Origin of the sequence: Undibacterium sp. TJN25, from assembly GCF_049339885.1 — a bacterium.
GTDB lineage: Bacteria > Pseudomonadota > Gammaproteobacteria > Burkholderiales > Burkholderiaceae_D > Undibacterium.
In genome coordinates, this window is record NZ_JBMPPM010000001.1 from 106,664 (window position 1) to 122,872 (window position 16,209).

Here is a 16,209-nt window from a genome sequence, read left to right on the forward strand (position 1 = left end):
GTCCTAATTTCGAATATGCGAATTGCCTTTCACCAATTTTGTGCGGTGACAGCACTATGATTAGCTGAGCTCGTTCCTGTAATGGTGCTCGCTGGTCAGATACAGCCCCCTGCGCAACTCCACCGGTTTGTCGCCGTAAGTAAAGGAAACGCGCTCCACATTCAGCAAAGGCGCGCCCTTCTCCACCTGCAGCAATTCGGAAGCGACCTCGTCGGCGCAGACTGCGCGAATCTCTTCCGAAGCACGGATCATGTGCGTGCCGAATTCGGTTTCGAACAAGCCGTACATCGGCCCCTTGTATTCATTCAGACGCTCCGCCGTCAACCCCTTGAAGATCGCACCCGGCAACCACAGGTCATCCAGGATGGTAGGTATGCCGGAAAAAGACTGCACGCGGCGGATGAACACAACCGAGTCGCCAGACTTGATATCCAGCAGGCGCGCCACTTCGGCCGGCGCCCTCAGGCGCTTTACTTCGATAATTTTATTTTCAGGATAGTGCGGCACACCGCCGTCCGGCACAAGGCGCAAAAAGCGGAATTGCGAGCGCGCTTCATGGTGGGTGGCAACGAAGGTGCCCTTGCCCTGCCGGCGCACCACCAGGTTTTCTGCCGACAGCTCGTCAATGGCCTTGCGCACCGTGCCCTGGCTGACTTTGAAGCGCCCTGCCAGTTCAATCTCGCTCGGAATCAGCTCGCCCGGTTTCCACTCCCCCGACTGCAGTCCCTGCGTGATCAATGCCTTGATCTGCTGGTACAGCGGGCTGAAGGTCGGCGATGCCGATGATGACACCGAGGAAGAAGTGATGGAATTCGCGCCCCCGGAACCGGCTCCAGCACCGGCGGCATTATTATTCTGGTTGTTGGCAGGTGGCGCGATAGAATTCATAGACTGCAATTTCACCACAAAACCCCCTGTTTAGTCCAGAACAAAGTGACAAGTGATATGTCTTATATAAGACATAAGATATTCATTGACACTTAAGTGCAGGCAACCTAAACTCCGGTTAGAATTATCCCGCACGTTTTTCGGCGACGCGCTTTCAGCGCCGCCATCCCGGCCGGATCAAGATTGAAACGCAGATTCATCAAGCACTATAGTTCGAACACAAGCAATGTTAAAGCTAGAAAATCGGATCACCCCAATTGACACCCCGGCTCGTCCGGGCTGTCATTTTTTGTTTGTGCTCCTGAATTTGGCTGACTAGGCCGATTTTCAACGGTATCATTATGTGTTTGCTTGCCTGGTTTATCTGCACAGGCACGGATTTTTAGAGAGCTGTGACCGGCTGCGCGATGCGCCCTGGCTTGCCAGGCACACTACCGCAGCCAGCCTCTAGCCCTCGTTAACATCGTTTTACCCTACTTTGGAGATGCATCATGGCGAAATCCCCTATGCGCGTGGCTGTAACAGGCGCTGCTGGCCAAATTGGTTATTCCCTGCTGTTCCGTATTGCCAATGGCGACATGCTGGGCAAAGACCAGCCGGTCATCCTGCAATTGCTGGAAATCCCTGACGAAAAAGCACAAAAGGCGCTGAAAGGCGTCATGATGGAAATCGACGATTGCGCATTCCCGTTGCTGGCCGGCATGACTGCCCACAGCGATCCTATGACGGCATTCAAGGATATCGACGTCGCCCTGCTGGTTGGCGCGCGCCCACGCGGCCCTGGCATGGAACGCAAAGACTTGCTGGAAGCCAACGCACAGATCTTTACCGTGCAAGGCAAGGCGCTGGATGCAGTCGCTTCCCGCAACGTCAAAATACTGGTGGTCGGCAACCCAGCCAACACCAACGCCTACATCGCGATGAAATCCGCGCCTAGCCTGCCTGCGAAAAACTTTACCGCCATGCTGCGTCTGGACCACAACCGCGCACTGTCGCAAGTTGCGGCCAAACTGGGCAAACCTGTCGCTGCCATCGAAAAACTGTGCGTATGGGGCAACCATTCGCCAACGATGTATGCCGACTACCGTTTCGCCACCGTGGACGGCCAGCCTGTCAAGGACCTGATCAACGACCAGGTATGGAACAAGGACACCTTCCTGCCGACAGTCGGCAAACGCGGCGCAGCAATCATCGAAGCGCGCGGCCTGTCTTCGGCAGCGTCGGCAGCGAATGCGGCAATCGACCATGTGCGCGACTGGGTTCTGGGCACCAACGGCAAGTGGACCACCATGGGTATCCCGTCCGACGGCTCCTACGGCATCCCTGAAGGCACCATGTTCGGCTTCCCTGTCACTACCGAAAACGGCGAATACAAAATCGTTCAGGGCCTGGAAATCGACGAGTTCTCCCGCGAACGTATCAACGTCACGCTCAAGGAACTGCAAGAAGAACGCGACGGCGTCAAACACCTGGTAGGTTAAACCTCCAGCGTCAGGCGGATATGCTTGCGTGCCCGGCACTGCAGCATATCCGCCGAATTTTTAGGCTCGGCAGTTTTACCTGAAACAGCCTGCGTTTTAAGCATTACCCGAAATATATTCGAGCACTACTCCAAGTCTTACATAGTTAATTTACACAGCTAATTTACGCAATCAAGCGCTTACCTACACGACCAACCGACTGATGCATCCTTCCACCGTGTTATTCCAGGACCAGTTGCAACCGGTATTTCTACCGGTCTGCGACCACTATGCCGGCTCGGAAAAACTGATGCGCAAGTCGATGCAGCTGCAGAACGATCTCGCTGCCGTGTTTGATATCACCTTCGATTGCGAAGACGGCGCAGCAGCCGGCAACGAAGCGGCCCATGCGCAGCTCGTTGCAGACCTCGTCAACTCAGAACAGAATACCTTCAAGCGCATCGGCGTACGCGTGCATGATGCCGGCAGCCCTTTTTTCGAACAGGATCTTTCCTTGATCCTGCCTTCTGCTGCTCCCAAGCTGGCCTACGTCGTTTTGCCCAAAGTGGAAAGCGCAGTTCAGGCAAGACAGGCAATCGACAAGATCAATGCCTATGCCGCACCCTCTGGCAGCGGCAACCTGCCTGTGCATGTACTGATAGAAACCCATGGTGCGCTGGCCGAGGCCCAACAAATTGCCGCCTTGCCGCAGGTAGAATGCCTGTCTTTCGGCATCATGGATTTCGTGTCGTCGCATTTCGGTGCAATCCCTTCCAATGCGATGCGTTCGCCGGGGCAGTTCAGCCATCCGCTGGTGATGCGCGCCAAACTGGAAATCGCCGCTGCCTGCCATCACTTCGGCAAAGTGCCGTCGCATAATGTAACAACAGAAATCAAGGACACTGCCATTGTCGCAGGCGACGCAACGCGCGCACTGCTGGAATGCGGCTACACCAGGATGTGGAGCATCCATCCCGACCAGATCAAACCCATCATCAAGGCACTTTCGCCGCGCAGCGCGGAAGTCAACGAGGCAATCGCCATCCTGACCACAGCCCAGCAAGAGAACTGGGGACCAATACAACTCCATGGCCGCCTGCACGACAGGGCCAGTTACCGCTATTTTTGGATGCTATTGAAACGCGCCCACCTGAGCCGGCTTTCCTTGCCGGAAGCAGCGCTTAAGCTACTATAGGGCGCGCAAGCAGTTCCAAACCGAATGAAAGAAACGACCTACCAAGGTTTTGAGGAGAAAGCAGTGAAGAAGATTTACCAATTATTGGCATGCCTGGCTGTAGCATCAGGCGTGATGGGCATGCAGGCAAGCGCACTGGCACAAACCAGCACGGACAAGCCGGCAGCAAAAGCCAAATCCAAGGCAAAAGCCAAACCGGCGGCAAAGCCTGCCGAAGCACCTGCGGCACAGGATGAAGATGACATGGAACCCGACGTCGGCCAGAGCGTAACATTTGAATATAAATGCGAACTCGGCAATTTCATCACGCTATATACCAACGTGGATGATGAAAAACACGTTGCGATGCGCTGGAAAAAACGCCTGTACCGGCTGACCCGCGTTGACACTACGACCGGCGCCAAGCGCTTTGAAAACAAAAAAGCCGGCCTGGTATGGATAGGCATCCCTGCTAAAGGCATGTTGCTGGATTCTATCCGCGGCCAGCAGCTGGCGAATGAATGCAAGACACCGGAACCGGTCGTCGCGCAGGCAAAGGCAGAACCGCCTGCTGCAGTTTCTGCCGCAGCGAAGGCACCGGAACAGCCGCAAACCAAGTAGATTTTGTACGGATGTAATAATTAAAGTTTAGTATTTAGGGCATCATATTTGATACTGGATTTAACCCTGGTAGTAAGCATGTTTTTCGATCATCGATTTGTATAATAAGGAACAGCCATGAGCCAAGATGCATTTAAAACCCTGAAAGATTTCAAGATTTCAGATACAAAAACAGGCACGCTCTATTCTTTGCCTGCTCTGGAAAAGAAACTGGGCATCAATATTTCCCGCTTGCCGGTCTCCATCCGTATCGTGCTGGAATCCGTGCTGCGTAACTGCGACGGCAAAAAAGTCACCGAAGAGCATGTGAAGCAGCTGGCAAGCTGGGGCGCAACTGCAGCCCGCACCGATGAAATCCCTTTCGTGGTTTCCCGCGTTGTACTGCAGGATTTCACCGGTGTGCCTTTGCTGGCCGATCTGGCCGCAATGCGCAACGTCGCCGCCAAAATGGGCAAGAAGCCTAAAAACATCGAACCTCTGGTGCCGGTGGATCTGGTGGTTGATCACTCTGTGCAGATCGATCACTTCCGCGAGAAAAAAGCGTTGGACCTGAACATGAAGCTGGAATTCTCCCGCAACAATGAACGCTACCAGTTCATGAAATGGGGCATGCAGGCATTTGACACCTTCGGCGTGGTTCCTCCAGGTTTCGGCATTGTCCACCAGGTCAACCTGGAATACCTGGCACGCGGCGTGCACAAGATGAAGGACGGTAAAGACGAAGTTTACTATCCGGATACACTGGTGGGCACCGATTCCCACACCACCATGATCAACGGCATCGGCGTAGTCGGCTGGGGCGTGGGTGGTATTGAAGCAGAAGCCGGCATGCTGGGCCAGCCTGTCTACTTCCTGACACCGGACGTCGTCGGCGTACACCTGACAGGCGCGCTGCGTGAAGGCGTTACCGCAACCGATCTGGTGCTGACCATTACTGAATTGCTGCGCAAGGCCAAAGTAGTAGGCAAGTTCGTCGAATTCTTCGGCGAAGGCACACGTTCGCTGACGCTGACAGACCGCGCCACGATCGCCAACATGGCACCGGAATACGGCGCGACCATGGGCTTTTTCCCTGTGGATGAAGCAACCATCGAATACTTCGAAGGCACAGGCCGCACCAAAGCAGAAATCGCCGCATTCGAAGGCTACTTCAAGGCGCAGAACATGTTCGGCATTCCTAATGCCGGCGACATCGACTACACCACCGAAGTATCCCTGAGCCTGGACACAGTAGCACCATCCCTGGCCGGCCCGAAACGCCCGCAAGACCGTATCGAGATCGGCAATGTCCGCTCCACGTTTGCAGACCTGTTCAGCAAGCCTACTTCGGAAAATGGCTTCAACAAGAAAGTGGAAGACCTGGATGCTGAATACGTCAATGCAGACGGCGTCAAAGTCAAAAACGGCGACGTTCTGATTGCCGCCATCACTTCCTGCACCAACACGTCCAATCCTAGCGTCTTGCTGGCTGCCGGCCTGTTGTGCAAAAAAGCAGTGGAAGCCGGCCTGAAAGTATCGCCGCATATCAAGACTTCGCTGGCTCCCGGATCCCGCGTCGTTACCAAGTACCTGGAAGCGGCCGGCCTGCTGCCATACATGGAAAAACTCGGCTTCGGCGTCACTGCTTACGGCTGCACGACCTGTATCGGCAATGCCGGCGACCTGACGCCTGCAATGAACGATGCAATCGTCACCAACGACATCGTCGCGTCTGCCGTATTGTCCGGCAACCGCAACTTTGAAGCGCGGATCCATCCGAACATCCGCTCCAACTTCCTGGCCTCCCCTCCGCTGGTCGTTGCCTACGCCATCGCAGGCAACATGACCACCGACCTGATGACCCAGCCTGTAGGCCGCGTCAAAGGCAAGGACATCTTCCTGGGCGATATCTGGCCAACCAGCGCAGAAATTGCCAAGCTGATGAAGTTTGCGATGAACTCCAAAACCTTCAAGGACAACTACGCCGACGTCAAGGGCGCACCGGGCAAGCTGTGGGAAAACATCAAGGGCGTGGCCGAAGGCCAGGTCTACAACTGGCCTAAGTCCACCTACATCGCCGAGCCGCCTTTCTTTGCCGACTTCACGATGGAGCCGAAGGCCGCTGCAACCGGCATCACCGCTGCGCGCGCACTGGGCGTATTCGGCGATTCCATCACGACCGACCATATTTCTCCGGCGGGCGCGATCAAGGAATCCAGCCCGGCAGGTAAATGGCTGCAGGCAAACGGCGTACTGAAAGCCGATTTCAATTCCTACGGCTCACGCCGCGGCAACCATGAAATCATGATGCGCGGCACCTTCGCCAACGTCCGCATCAAAAACCTGATGATCCCTGCGAAGATCGACGGTTCCCGCGTAGAAGGCGGCATCACCATTCATCAGCCGGCTGGTGAAGAAATGTCCATCTACGATGCAGCGATGAAGTATGTTGCAGACGGCGTGCCGACCATGATTTTCGGCGGTGAAGAATACGGCACAGGCTCCTCCCGCGACTGGGCAGCCAAAGGCACGCAGCTGCTGGGCGTCAAGGCAGTGATTGCGCGTTCTTTCGAACGTATCCACCGCTCCAACCTGGTCGGTATGGGCGTATTGCCGTTGCAGTTCCTGGGTACCGATAGTGTGCAGACACTGGGCATCACCGGCGAAGAAAGCTACGACCTGAAAGGCATCGAAGACGACATCAAGCCACAGCAGGAAGTGACTCTGGTGATCAATCGCGTCAACGGCCAGAAACAGGAAGTCAAAGTGCTGCTGCGCATCGATACACCTATCGAAGTCGACTACTACAAACACGGCGGCATCCTGCCGTTCGTTCTGCGTCAGTTGCTGGCTGCATAAGCTAACAATAAACTGACAATGTAGCTGCTTGCCGCCAGAGCGGCGGCAAGCAAGAAGGCTGGATTTCGCAAGAAATCCAGCCTTTTTTATTCCACTCAACTACCGGTACGACCTGCATTGCTAACCGGCATGCCGCCTGAAAGCGCCGGGAGACATGCCGGTGGCCTGCTTGAATACCCGGCTGAAAGAACTCTCGGAGTCGTAGCCTACCGCCTGCGCGACCTGCAATAGTGAATGTGAACCCTTGCGCATGAGCAGCCTGGCCCTGTGCATGCGCCAATGCGTCAGGTATTCCAGTGGAGTCTGACCTACCGTCGTCTTGAATTTGGTCGCAAACGCAGTCCTGGACATAGCCGCCTGATCTGCCAGCGTCTGTAGCGACCAATGCTGATCCATGCGCGCATGCATCGCCCTGGCGGCCTTGCCCAGCTGCTTATCCGAAATTGCGGCCAGCCAGCCCCCCTCAGGCAATGCATCGGTTTCGGCATAGGCCCGGATAGCGTAGACAAACAGGATCTCGTACAGGCGGACTATCGTCGCTTCCGCAGCAAGGCCCGATTGCTCAAGCTCATTCGACAGCAATTCCAGCACTGCCTGGAATGCCCTGCTTTGCACCTGCTCCAGCTTCAGGTGCAGTATTTTGGGCAATACAGACAGAATCGGCTTGGCTTCCAGATGATCAACAGCGAAAGAACCGCTGATAAAGGTCGTAGGCACACCGCCGCCGCCGAACTGGATCACATTGCCGATCCGGTGCTCCTCCACCACGGAACAATCCACTACCGCCGACGCGGGGTCATCCATCATCGTATACGGGTCTTCATCAAACAATATAAAGACATCGCCGGCCAACAGGCGTATCGGCGCAGCATGGCTTTTTGCACTCAGCACCGCTTCGCCACGCTGCACCAGTACAAAGGTAATCCTGCTATCCGGCTCACCCGCCGAACGCCATCCCCAAGGCGCAGTGGCTTCCAGCCGGGTGGAAACAGCCGCAGTGACACGCATGCTGCTGAATACTTCCGATAGAGGATCCATTTTTGACTCCTTTGTACGATCTGACATTAAATGCGCACTAACTGGCATAGAAAGTACAAATACTAGCAGATATGATCCTTGCTCACAGAAGGAGAACGTATGGATACGCAACAACTGAGCGCCCTGGAAGAAATTCGCCAGGCCAAGGCCCGCTATTGCCGGCTGATTGACCACAAACAATGGGATAGCCTGCGAGCCATGTTTACGCAGCAGGTCCAGTTGCGCTTTCACGGCACCGACGGTGCGCTGACACATGAATTCACCGAGCGTGACGCTTTCATTGCATTGACGGCAGACATGCTGCAGCAAGCACAAACAATCCATCAGGTGCACAACCCCGAAATTGAACTGCTTCCGGCGGACACTGCACGTGTCATCTGGTCGATGGAAGACCGCATCATCTTTCCCGACGGCGTGCCGGGCCCGTTCCGTTCGCTGCATGGCTACGGCCACTATGAAGAAACCCTGGAAAAACACAGCGGCGACTGGCTCATCCGCACGATGGACCTTACCCGCACCATTCTGGCGATCCAGAACTCACATGGAAACTGAGGCGCAGGCATGCTGAAAAAAATGAAAGCAATCACCATCGCGGAAGCGGGTGGGCCGGAGGTGCTGCGGATGCACGACATCGATAAGCCCTGTCTATCCGATGCAAACGATGTGCTGGTGAAAATTATCGCGGCCGGCGTGAATCCTGGCGATTGCCAGGTGCGGCAAGCCGGTGCCCCACCCTATGCCGCTGGCGACGGCCGCCAGCAATTCAGCGTACCCGGTATGGACGGCACAGGCATCGTCGAAGCCGTCGGCCCCGGCATCACCGACATCCGTCCCGGGGACGAGGTCTGGTATTACGACGGCGGCTACGCCGACCGGCATGGCAGCTACGCTGAATACAAACTGATCAACGGCCACTATCTTGCAAAAAAACCTGAGACACTGGACTTTATCACCGCGGCCGCACTGCCAGTAGTCGCGCTGACTGCATGGGAAGCAGTGATGGAACGTGCCGACGTGAAACCAGGAGATTTTGTGCTCGTGCACGGTGGCGCCGGCGGCGTCGGCCACATCAGCATCCAGTTGGCTCTGTTGCGCGGTGCGCGGGTGGCAACCACCGTCAGCAGTGGCGCCAAACAGGCACTGGCCCATTCACTGGGCGCAGAACTGGTGATCAACTACAGGAACGAAGACGTGGCATCGGCCGTAGCCGCATGGAGCGGCAAGGACGGTGCCGATGTCGTGCTTGATTACGTGGGCCGGGATAATTTTGCAAGCAGCATGGATCTGGTAGCACCCTACGGCACACTGGTGAACACCGTGGTTGCCGACTGGCCATCCGGAAACAACATGGCGGCAGAATACAAAAACATCAGCGTCAAATTCGTGAATATAGGCTTGCCGCAGGTAACGGCAAATCACGCTTACCGCATGCGCCAGACCAGGGTGCTGCAAGAAATTTCACGGCTCGTGGATGCCGGCAAACTACGGGTCCATCTTGACCGGACTTATCCGCTCAGCGAGGCAGGCGCAGCGCACAGGGCGCTGGAAGCGGGCGAAATTCTCGGCCGTGTCGTCATTACCATTTAAAACGCATCTCACTCCTTATTAATAAGATGAGTTCTAACCAACGAGGAAATAAAATGAAAAACGGAAAAATCGGCGTGGGCATCATCGGTGTCCACCCAACGCAAGGCTGGGCGACAACAGCCCACCTCCCTGCACTGCAGGCATCGCCTGACTTTGAAGTCGTCGCCCTGACCAATTCAACACTGGCATCCGCCGAAGAGGCGGCACGAAAATTCAAAGTGCCACACTTCTTTCAACGGCATGAAGACCTGTTGAACTGCGCGGACGTGGACCTGGTCGTCGTCACCGTCAAGGTACCCTACCATTTTGAGCTGGTAAGCGCCGCCATCAAAGCCGGCAAATCCGTGTACTGCGAATGGCCGCTCGGGAATGGCTTGCAGGAAGCACTGGAATTGCAGCGACTGGCTGAGCAGCACAAGGTATCCGCGACCGTGGGCCTGCAATCGCGCGCGACGCCGGAAATGAATTTCGTCCGGGACATGGTGCGGCAAGACTATGTCGGTGAAGTGCTGTCCGCTACGCTGGTCGGTTCCGGCATTATCGGCGGAGCCATGATCCCGGCGGGATTTGCCTATACCCTGGATCCTAAAAACGGCGCTGGAATACTCAACGTCGCATTTTCGCATGCCGCTGATGCGCTATGCTTTGCACTGGATACCCGCTTTGCCGACGTCGCGGCTACACTGGAGAGCCGGCGCAAAACTGCCCAGGTGATCGAAACAGGAGAAATCCTCGCCATGCAGACGCCCGACCAGATTGCCGTCAATGGAACTCTTGAAAACGGCACCGTCGTATCCGCGCATGTCCGCGGCGGCATGTCGCGCGGCACCAATTTCCGATTGGAAATCAACGGCACGCGCGGCGATCTCGTCGTTACGAGTTCGCTAGGCTATCCGGGCATAGGCGCGACAACCGTTCACGGCGGTCGCGACGATGATGCCCTTATACACGAGCTGGAAATACCTGCAGAATACAAACTCGTCGGCTCGGAACTCGGCATGGGGACAAATGTCGCGAATAATTATGCGCTGCTGGCTGCCGACCTCAAAAATGGCACGCACACAGCCCCCAGCTTTGCCGACGCAGTCACACTGCATCGCCTGATTGACGCGATCGAACAATCCGCAGCCAAAGGCCGCAAAATTATGATTGATGCATCATAAGGGAGAACTTTTCAAGACGCAGCTGCGTCGCTGCCATCAGGCCGGTCAAGCGCCGGCGATGGCAGCATACGCAAGGATGTGCAATGAATCGGGGCTACCCGCGCATCGGAAACTCGTCCGGCATACTAATCCCAGTAACTTTTGCGCCGCAGCAGGAAGACGCGATCTGTCCTTTTATCGTCAAAGCTGATATCGCCTTTCAGATTCTGCTTGCTGACGGTGCCGGTGAATTTGCCATGCACGTCCGTATTGGTGGCCGGCAGATGAAAGCTCATTTCGTTTCCATCGCATTCGACATCCACCAGCAACAAAATACCCGCGCCGCCTTCCGCAATCTGAACCGTCGCGCGGTAGCCGATATCGGTCTGCGCCACGCGGATTTCCATGCCGGTAAATTCGCCGCCCACAGGATTGATCGCGAGGTTGGAAAAGGTGCCTACGCACAGTGATTTTGTCACCGCGGCCTCAGCACCGCCCGTGGTTGCGAGCAATCCCAGCGCCGCAGTTGCCGCCAGAAAGAATTTTGTCAGATGCGGATTCATTTTCCTCCCGGCGGATAGCCTCATGTGTCCAGCACCGAAAATGCCTGCTCAATATCTGCAATCAGGTCATCCGCGTCTTCCAGCCCGATGTTGAAGCGCACCAGGGTGCCCTCGTAGGGCCAATTCTGGCGCATCTGCCTGATGCGGTAAGGCACGCACAGGCTGTGCGCGCCGCCCCAGCTGAACCCGATCTTGAACAGCTTCAGCGTATCAACAAAACGGTCGGTCTGCGCTTCGGTATAGCGAGGATTGAACATCACCGAGAACAGGCCGCCTGCGCCGCTGAAATCGCGCTGCCACAATTCATGGCCGGGACAGCCCGGCAAGGCGGGATGCAGCATCTTGCTGATCTCGGGCCGGGTTTGCAGCCAGGCGGCGACTTTTCTCGCGCTGCGGTCATGCGCGTCGAAACGCAGCTTCAGCGAACTCAGGTTGCGCAGCACCAGATACACGTCATCCATGCCCACGCCGAAACCCAGCCGCATGTGTGCCGCCTGCAGCCGGGCGTTCAAGGCCTGGTCGCGCGTGATGATGGCGCCCATCAATACGTCGGAGCCGCCGGACTGGTATTTGGTCAGCGCCTGCATGATGATGTCCACGCCATGCTCAAAGGCCGGGAAGGCAATGCCGGCGGACCAGGTATTATCGATTGCCACCAGCACGCCCTTCGCATGGGCCGCCGCGCAGATGGCAGGAATATCGGGCACTTCCATCGTCACCGAACCGGGCGCTTCGGTCCAGATCAGCCGGGTATTCGGCTGTATCAGTTCCGCAATTCCCGCACCGACCAAGGGGTCATAATAACGCGCTGTCAGCCCAAAGCTCCTGGTCAGCCAGTCGCCCAACTCGCGATTGGGGTTATACACATTATCCGGCAACAGCACGTCATCGCCCGATTGCAGCAACGCAAAATCCACCATTGCAATCGCCGCCAGACCGCTGGGAGCCAGCAGGCAATAAGCGCCCTGCTCTATTTCCGCCAGCCTGGCTTCCAGCGTGAAGCTGGTCGGCGTGCCGTGCAGGCCGTAGGTATAGGAGGATTTGTCCTCCCAGCTGCGCGAGCGCATGGCAGCCACATTATCAAAGATCACCGTCGACGCATGCTGCACCGGGGGTTGCAGTCCGCCAAAATTGGGAGGAGCGGAATAGTTGCTGTGGACGAGGGAGGTATTGAGGTGGAGTTTGTCTGTCATGCTAGCTCATATCAGATAAATCAAGGTTTGCCGCACCGGGTGCGGCAATGTTTCTATCTGCTATGGTAACAGGGCCGCGACCCGGCTGACACTAGGGAGTGGATTTTTTAACCGGCTTGCTGCCGGGCTTGGCCGGTTTGGCGCTGGCAGGCTGGATATCCAGCACAAACTCCTTGCTGATGGAACCGTCATCGGACACCCAGGTACCACGCAAGGTCTTGCCATCCAGCTTGCCATCCCACTGGCCGGAGACGTCAATGCCGTCTTCCGACTCTTCCATCGTCAGCGCTTTGCCGGAGGCTTCGCCTGCCAGCAATATCTTGCTACCCTTACCGAAAACAAAGTAGTCACCTTCCACGCTATCGGGATCTTCCAACTTGGGCTGCAGGCGCATTTGTACAGACTCATTGCCGAGCTTGCCGCGCAACACGACCGGAGCAGCAAAAGGCGTTGCTGTATTGGACGAAGTGCCGGACGCGGTGCTGGATGCAGGCGCCGCTGATGTTTGCTGCGCAATTGCCGCCAGCGGCAGCAAGGCTGCCAGCGTTGCCGACAGCAAGATCCTGCCAAGCATTACACGCATCAGACCGCCTCGCCCCACAAATCATGCGCATCGGCAGCGGTGATGGTGACATCGACGAATTCGCCGACTTTCAGTTTTCGGTTCGGCTCATAAGGCGGCTTGACATACACCACGCCGTCGATTTCAGGAGCATCCGCCGACGTACGTCCCACGCCGCCGCTGCGGTCCAGGGAATCGATCAGTACGCGTACAGTCTTGCCGACCTTGGCCTGCAGGCGCTTTTTGGAAATGCCTTCCTGCAGTTCCATCACACGGCGGCGGCGGTCTTCGCGCACTTCTTCCGGCACGGGATTGTCCAGTTCATTTGCTGTCGCGCCTTCCACCGGGGAATAGGCAAAGCATCCCAGGCGGTCGATTTCGGCTTCTCTCAGGAAGTCCAGCAAGTATTCAAATTCTTCTTCGGTTTCACCTGGGAAGCCCGCGATGAAGGTCGAGCGTATCGTGATGTCCGGACACATTTCACGCCAGGCGCGGATGCGCTCTATATTTTTCTCGCCACTGGCCGGGCGTTTCATACGTTTCAGTACTGCCGGATGCGCATGCTGCAGCGGCACGTCCAGATAAGGCAGCACATTGCCGTCCATCATAGGAATGATCTGGTCTACATGCGGATAGGGGTACACGTAATGCAGGCGTACCCAGGCGCCGTATTGCTTCGCCAGCGAGCCCAGGGCCTCCACCAGCTGCGTCATGTGAGTCTTGACCGGCTTGCCGTTCCAGAAACCCATGCGGAACTTGACGTCCACGCCGTAGGCGCTGGTATCTTGGGAAATGACGAGCAACTCCTTGACGCCGGCCTTGAACAGATTTTCTGCTTCCATCATCACATCTGCAATCGGACGCGACACCAGATCGCCGCGCATGGATGGAATGATGCAGAAGCTGCAGCGATGGTTGCAGCCTTCGGATATTTTCAGGTAGGCATAGTGCTTAGGCGTCAGCTTGACGCCTTGCGCAGGCACCAGGTCGAGGAACGGCGCATGCGGTTTAGGCAGGTGAATATGCACGGCGTCCATGACTTCGCCCAGCGCATGCGGACCGGTCACGGCCAGCACTTTTGGATGCACGGCCATGATGATATCGTTGCCGCTGGCGTCTTTCTTGGCGCCCAGGCAACCGGTCACGATGACCCTGCCGTTTTCGCTCAGCGCTTCGCCGATGGCGTCCAGCGACTCCTGCACCGCAGCGTCGATGAAGCCGCAGGTATTGACGATGACCAGGTCGGCGCCGTCATAGGACTTGGCAGTGTCGTAGCCTTCGGCGCGCAGTTGCGTCAGGATTTGCTCTGAGTCGACCAACGCTTTTGGACAGCCGAGGGAGACAAAACCCACTTTAGGGTTGGCGGCAGCGCCCGGTCTTGTTATTTGTTCAATAGACATAAAAAAAGGAGTACAAAGCGGATAAACGAATCCGCTATTGTACCCCTTTCATGTTCTTCATTGCCTGGCAACTGCCCAATAATTAAGCAGAATCAACGTTATTGCCCACTGATTATTGCTTATTTGTTCTTATCTTCAGGAACAAACGGGAAAACGCCGAAGATGTTCTTGGTCTGGCTCTGCATCTGCTCCTGCATCTGCACGAACAGATTTTTGCTCTGCTCAATGTAGTTGCCCATCATGCCCTGCATCATCGGTCCCTGCACACTCATGAACTGCGCCCACATTTCCGGGCTGAAAGGCTTGCCTTCATAGACGCCCTTGGAGTTTTCAGCCAGCTTGTTCTGGATGTCAATGAACGCCTGGATGTTTTTCTCCAGATAAGAGCCCATCATGCCCTGCATTGCATGGCCGTAATAGCGGATGATCTGCGACAGGGCCACGCTGGAAAACATGGGAGCTCCGCCGGCTTCTTCTTCCAGGATGATCTGCAGCAGGATGCTGCGGGTTAAATCTTCGTTGGTCTTGGCATCGATGACAGCAAAATCATCATTTTCCAAAACAAATTGTTTTACATCGACCAACGTAATATAGCTGCTGGTCTGCGTATCGTACAAACGGCGATTCGGATATTTCTTGATCAGGTGCTGTGTCGTTTTCTTTACACTATTCATCGAATTCTCAATTAGTGACATCCTAGCGCTTGAGTCGATCAGGCAGCTTGCAAGAAAGCCTGCCTGTCACGCCAAATCCATCCAAATAAACCGGTAGTTGCGTAGAGTGGCAGCAACCTTGTCCGGCTTGTCCCTTTTTTAATTCTAATATATTTGCCTGTTGATTATGCACGCATATCGACGGATATTACATCGTTTTATTTCAGCCAAGAAATCTCGCAGAAAATACCGATTCCTGAATATAAATCAAACATGCAAAAGCCACATCATTATGATGTGGCTTTTTACATAAAAGCAACATCAAATTTAGCCCATGTGCAGGCCACCGTTGATGGAGAAGTCTGAACCGGTTGCATAGCCGCCTTCATCGGACGCAATCCAGGCAACGATGGAAGCAATTTCGCTAGGCTCCGCCAGACGTTTGACTGGGATGCCGGCAACAATTTTTTCCAGTACATCAGGACGGATTGCACGCACCATATCGGTACCCACATAACCTGGAGACACGGTATTTACCGTCACGCCTTTCGTGGCTACTTCCTGCGCCAGCGCCATAGTAAAACCGTGGATACCGGCTTTTGCAGTGGAATAGTTGGTTTGCCCGAACTGCCCTTTCTGGCCGTTGACGGAAGAGATATTGATGATACGACCCCAGCCGCGGTCAACCATGCTGTCAATGACTTGCTTGGTGACGTTGAAAAGGGAGTTCAGGTTGGTATCCATGACCGCATACCAGTCTTCCCTGCTCATCTTGCGGAACTGGCCATCGCGCGTGATACCGGCATTGTTGACCAGCACGTCGATCTCGCCGATCTCCGCCCTGACCTTCTCAAACGCAGTCTTGGTCGAATCCCAATCCGACACATTGCCTTCGGATGCGTGGATATCGCAATTTTCAGCGCGCATGTCAGCCAGCCATTTCTCCTTGCGCGCAGAATTGGGGCCACAGCCCGCGACGACGACAAATCCGTCCGCGCAAAGGCGCCTGCAGATAGGAGTTCCGATACCGCCCATGCCACCAGTTACATATGCTATACGTTTTGACATACTTGTCTCCTTATTGGTCTAT

15 protein-coding genes are annotated in these 16,209 nt (G+C 55.7%); 7 read left to right on the forward strand and 8 right to left on the reverse strand.

The genetic code is table 11. The annotated features are described in order from the left end of the window. Window positions 1–60 precede the first annotated feature (60 nt). On the reverse strand, window positions 61–888 hold the full coding sequence (locus tag ACO0LO_RS00440) for a GntR family transcriptional regulator (RefSeq protein WP_422962225.1): 828 nt from the start codon (window positions 886–888) through the stop codon (window positions 61–63). A gap of 491 nt (window positions 889–1,379) precedes the next feature. Between ACO0LO_RS00440 and ACO0LO_RS00445 the strand changes: the two genes are divergently transcribed. The 4 genes from ACO0LO_RS00445 to acnA all read left to right on the forward strand — a co-directional run bounded on the left by ACO0LO_RS00445 (window position 1,380) and on the right by acnA (window position 6,981). Next, the gene (locus tag ACO0LO_RS00445; RefSeq protein ID WP_422962226.1) at window positions 1,380–2,369 is read left to right on the forward strand and encodes a malate dehydrogenase; all 990 of its coding nucleotides are present in this window, start codon (window positions 1,380–1,382) and stop codon (window positions 2,367–2,369) included. A gap of 202 nt (window positions 2,370–2,571) precedes the next feature. Beyond that, on the forward strand, window positions 2,572–3,543 hold the full coding sequence (locus ACO0LO_RS00450) for an HpcH/HpaI aldolase/citrate lyase family protein (RefSeq protein ID WP_422962227.1): 972 nt from the start codon (window positions 2,572–2,574) through the stop codon (window positions 3,541–3,543). 63 nt (window positions 3,544–3,606) lie between these two features. Then, window positions 3,607–4,143 carry a hypothetical protein gene (locus ACO0LO_RS00455; RefSeq protein WP_422962228.1) on the forward strand — a complete coding sequence of 179 codons (537 nt, stop codon included), beginning with the start codon at window positions 3,607–3,609 and terminating at the stop codon, window positions 4,141–4,143. 117 nt (window positions 4,144–4,260) lie between these two features. Next, window positions 4,261–6,981 carry an aconitate hydratase AcnA gene (acnA, locus tag ACO0LO_RS00460; protein ID WP_422962229.1) on the forward strand — a complete coding sequence of 907 codons (2,721 nt, stop codon included), beginning with the start codon at window positions 4,261–4,263 and terminating at the stop codon, window positions 6,979–6,981. A 120-nt stretch (window positions 6,982–7,101) separates the two neighbouring features. On the opposite strand, the gene ACO0LO_RS00465 is transcribed toward acnA, so the two are convergent. Next, window positions 7,102–8,019, reverse strand: a complete 918-nt coding sequence (locus ACO0LO_RS00465) for an AraC family transcriptional regulator (RefSeq protein WP_422962230.1) — start codon at window positions 8,017–8,019, stop codon at window positions 7,102–7,104. 99 nt (window positions 8,020–8,118) lie between these two features. On the opposite strand from ACO0LO_RS00465, the gene ACO0LO_RS00470 reads away from it, so the two are divergent. From ACO0LO_RS00470 to ACO0LO_RS00480, 3 genes are read left to right on the forward strand one after another with little or no spacing between them, the layout of a single operon-like run. Further along, complete coding sequence (locus tag ACO0LO_RS00470; protein ID WP_422962231.1) at window positions 8,119–8,571, forward strand: nuclear transport factor 2 family protein; 453 nt, start codon at window positions 8,119–8,121, stop codon at window positions 8,569–8,571. A gap of 9 nt (window positions 8,572–8,580) precedes the next feature. Next, window positions 8,581–9,606, forward strand: coding sequence for a zinc-binding dehydrogenase (locus ACO0LO_RS00475; RefSeq protein ID WP_422962232.1), 1,026 nt, complete (start codon window positions 8,581–8,583; stop codon window positions 9,604–9,606). Window positions 9,607–9,659: 53 nt separating this feature from the next. Continuing rightward, a complete protein-coding gene (locus ACO0LO_RS00480; protein ID WP_422962233.1) occupies window positions 9,660–10,769 on the forward strand; it encodes a Gfo/Idh/MocA family protein in 1,110 nt (369 codons plus the stop codon). A gap of 125 nt (window positions 10,770–10,894) precedes the next feature. Here ACO0LO_RS00480 and ACO0LO_RS00485 read toward each other — a convergent pair whose 3' ends face one another. The 6 genes from ACO0LO_RS00485 to ACO0LO_RS00510 form a co-directional block, all read right to left on the reverse strand. Then, window positions 10,895–11,311, reverse strand: a complete 417-nt coding sequence (locus tag ACO0LO_RS00485) for a hypothetical protein (protein ID WP_422962234.1) — start codon at window positions 11,309–11,311, stop codon at window positions 10,895–10,897. Between the two features lie 20 nt (window positions 11,312–11,331). Next, the gene (locus tag ACO0LO_RS00490; protein ID WP_422962235.1) at window positions 11,332–12,504 is read right to left on the reverse strand and encodes a cystathionine beta-lyase; all 1,173 of its coding nucleotides are present in this window, start codon (window positions 12,502–12,504) and stop codon (window positions 11,332–11,334) included. 91 nt (window positions 12,505–12,595) lie between these two features. Then, window positions 12,596–13,087: a hypothetical protein gene (locus tag ACO0LO_RS00495; RefSeq protein ID WP_422962236.1), complete on the reverse strand. Its 492-nt coding sequence runs from the start codon at window positions 13,085–13,087 to the stop codon at window positions 12,596–12,598. Then, window positions 13,087–14,466 carry a 30S ribosomal protein S12 methylthiotransferase RimO gene (gene rimO, locus ACO0LO_RS00500; protein ID WP_422962237.1) on the reverse strand — a complete coding sequence of 460 codons (1,380 nt, stop codon included), beginning with the start codon at window positions 14,464–14,466 and terminating at the stop codon, window positions 13,087–13,089. The genes ACO0LO_RS00495 and rimO overlap by 1 nt, the downstream gene beginning before the upstream one ends. A 119-nt stretch (window positions 14,467–14,585) precedes the next feature. Continuing rightward, on the reverse strand, window positions 14,586–15,140 hold the full coding sequence (gene phaR, locus ACO0LO_RS00505) for a polyhydroxyalkanoate synthesis repressor PhaR (protein ID WP_422962238.1): 555 nt from the start codon (window positions 15,138–15,140) through the stop codon (window positions 14,586–14,588). A gap of 306 nt (window positions 15,141–15,446) precedes the next feature. Continuing rightward, window positions 15,447–16,187 carry a 3-ketoacyl-ACP reductase gene (locus ACO0LO_RS00510; protein ID WP_422962239.1) on the reverse strand — a complete coding sequence of 247 codons (741 nt, stop codon included), beginning with the start codon at window positions 16,185–16,187 and terminating at the stop codon, window positions 15,447–15,449. Between the last annotated feature and the right edge of the window lie 22 nt (window positions 16,188–16,209).

Coding starts and splice junctions, on each gene's coding strand:
- ACO0LO_RS00480 (WP_422962233.1), top strand. CDS start 9,660: ATGAAAAACGGAAAAATCGGCGTGGGCATCATCGGTGTCCACCCAACG.
- ACO0LO_RS00475 (WP_422962232.1), top strand. CDS start 8,581: ATGCTGAAAAAAATGAAAGCAATCACCATCGCGGAAGCGGGTGGGCCG.
- ACO0LO_RS00445 (WP_422962226.1), top strand. CDS start 1,380: ATGGCGAAATCCCCTATGCGCGTGGCTGTAACAGGCGCTGCTGGCCAA.
- acnA (WP_422962229.1), top strand. CDS start 4,261: ATGAGCCAAGATGCATTTAAAACCCTGAAAGATTTCAAGATTTCAGAT.
- ACO0LO_RS00495 (WP_422962236.1), bottom strand. CDS start 13,087: ATGCGTGTAATGCTTGGCAGGATCTTGCTGTCGGCAACGCTGGCAGCC.
- rimO (WP_422962237.1), bottom strand. CDS start 14,466: ATGTCTATTGAACAAATAACAAGACCGGGCGCTGCCGCCAACCCTAAA.
- ACO0LO_RS00510 (WP_422962239.1), bottom strand. CDS start 16,187: ATGTCAAAACGTATAGCATATGTAACTGGTGGCATGGGCGGTATCGGA.
- phaR (WP_422962238.1), bottom strand. CDS start 15,140: ATGAATAGTGTAAAGAAAACGACACAGCACCTGATCAAGAAATATCCG.
- ACO0LO_RS00440 (WP_422962225.1), bottom strand. CDS start 888: ATGAATTCTATCGCGCCACCTGCCAACAACCAGAATAATAATGCCGCC.
- ACO0LO_RS00490 (WP_422962235.1), bottom strand. CDS start 12,504: ATGACAGACAAACTCCACCTCAATACCTCCCTCGTCCACAGCAACTAT.
- ACO0LO_RS00470 (WP_422962231.1), top strand. CDS start 8,119: ATGGATACGCAACAACTGAGCGCCCTGGAAGAAATTCGCCAGGCCAAG.
- ACO0LO_RS00485 (WP_422962234.1), bottom strand. CDS start 11,311: ATGAATCCGCATCTGACAAAATTCTTTCTGGCGGCAACTGCGGCGCTG.
- ACO0LO_RS00465 (WP_422962230.1), bottom strand. CDS start 8,019: ATGGATCCTCTATCGGAAGTATTCAGCAGCATGCGTGTCACTGCGGCT.
- ACO0LO_RS00450 (WP_422962227.1), top strand. CDS start 2,572: ATGCATCCTTCCACCGTGTTATTCCAGGACCAGTTGCAACCGGTATTT.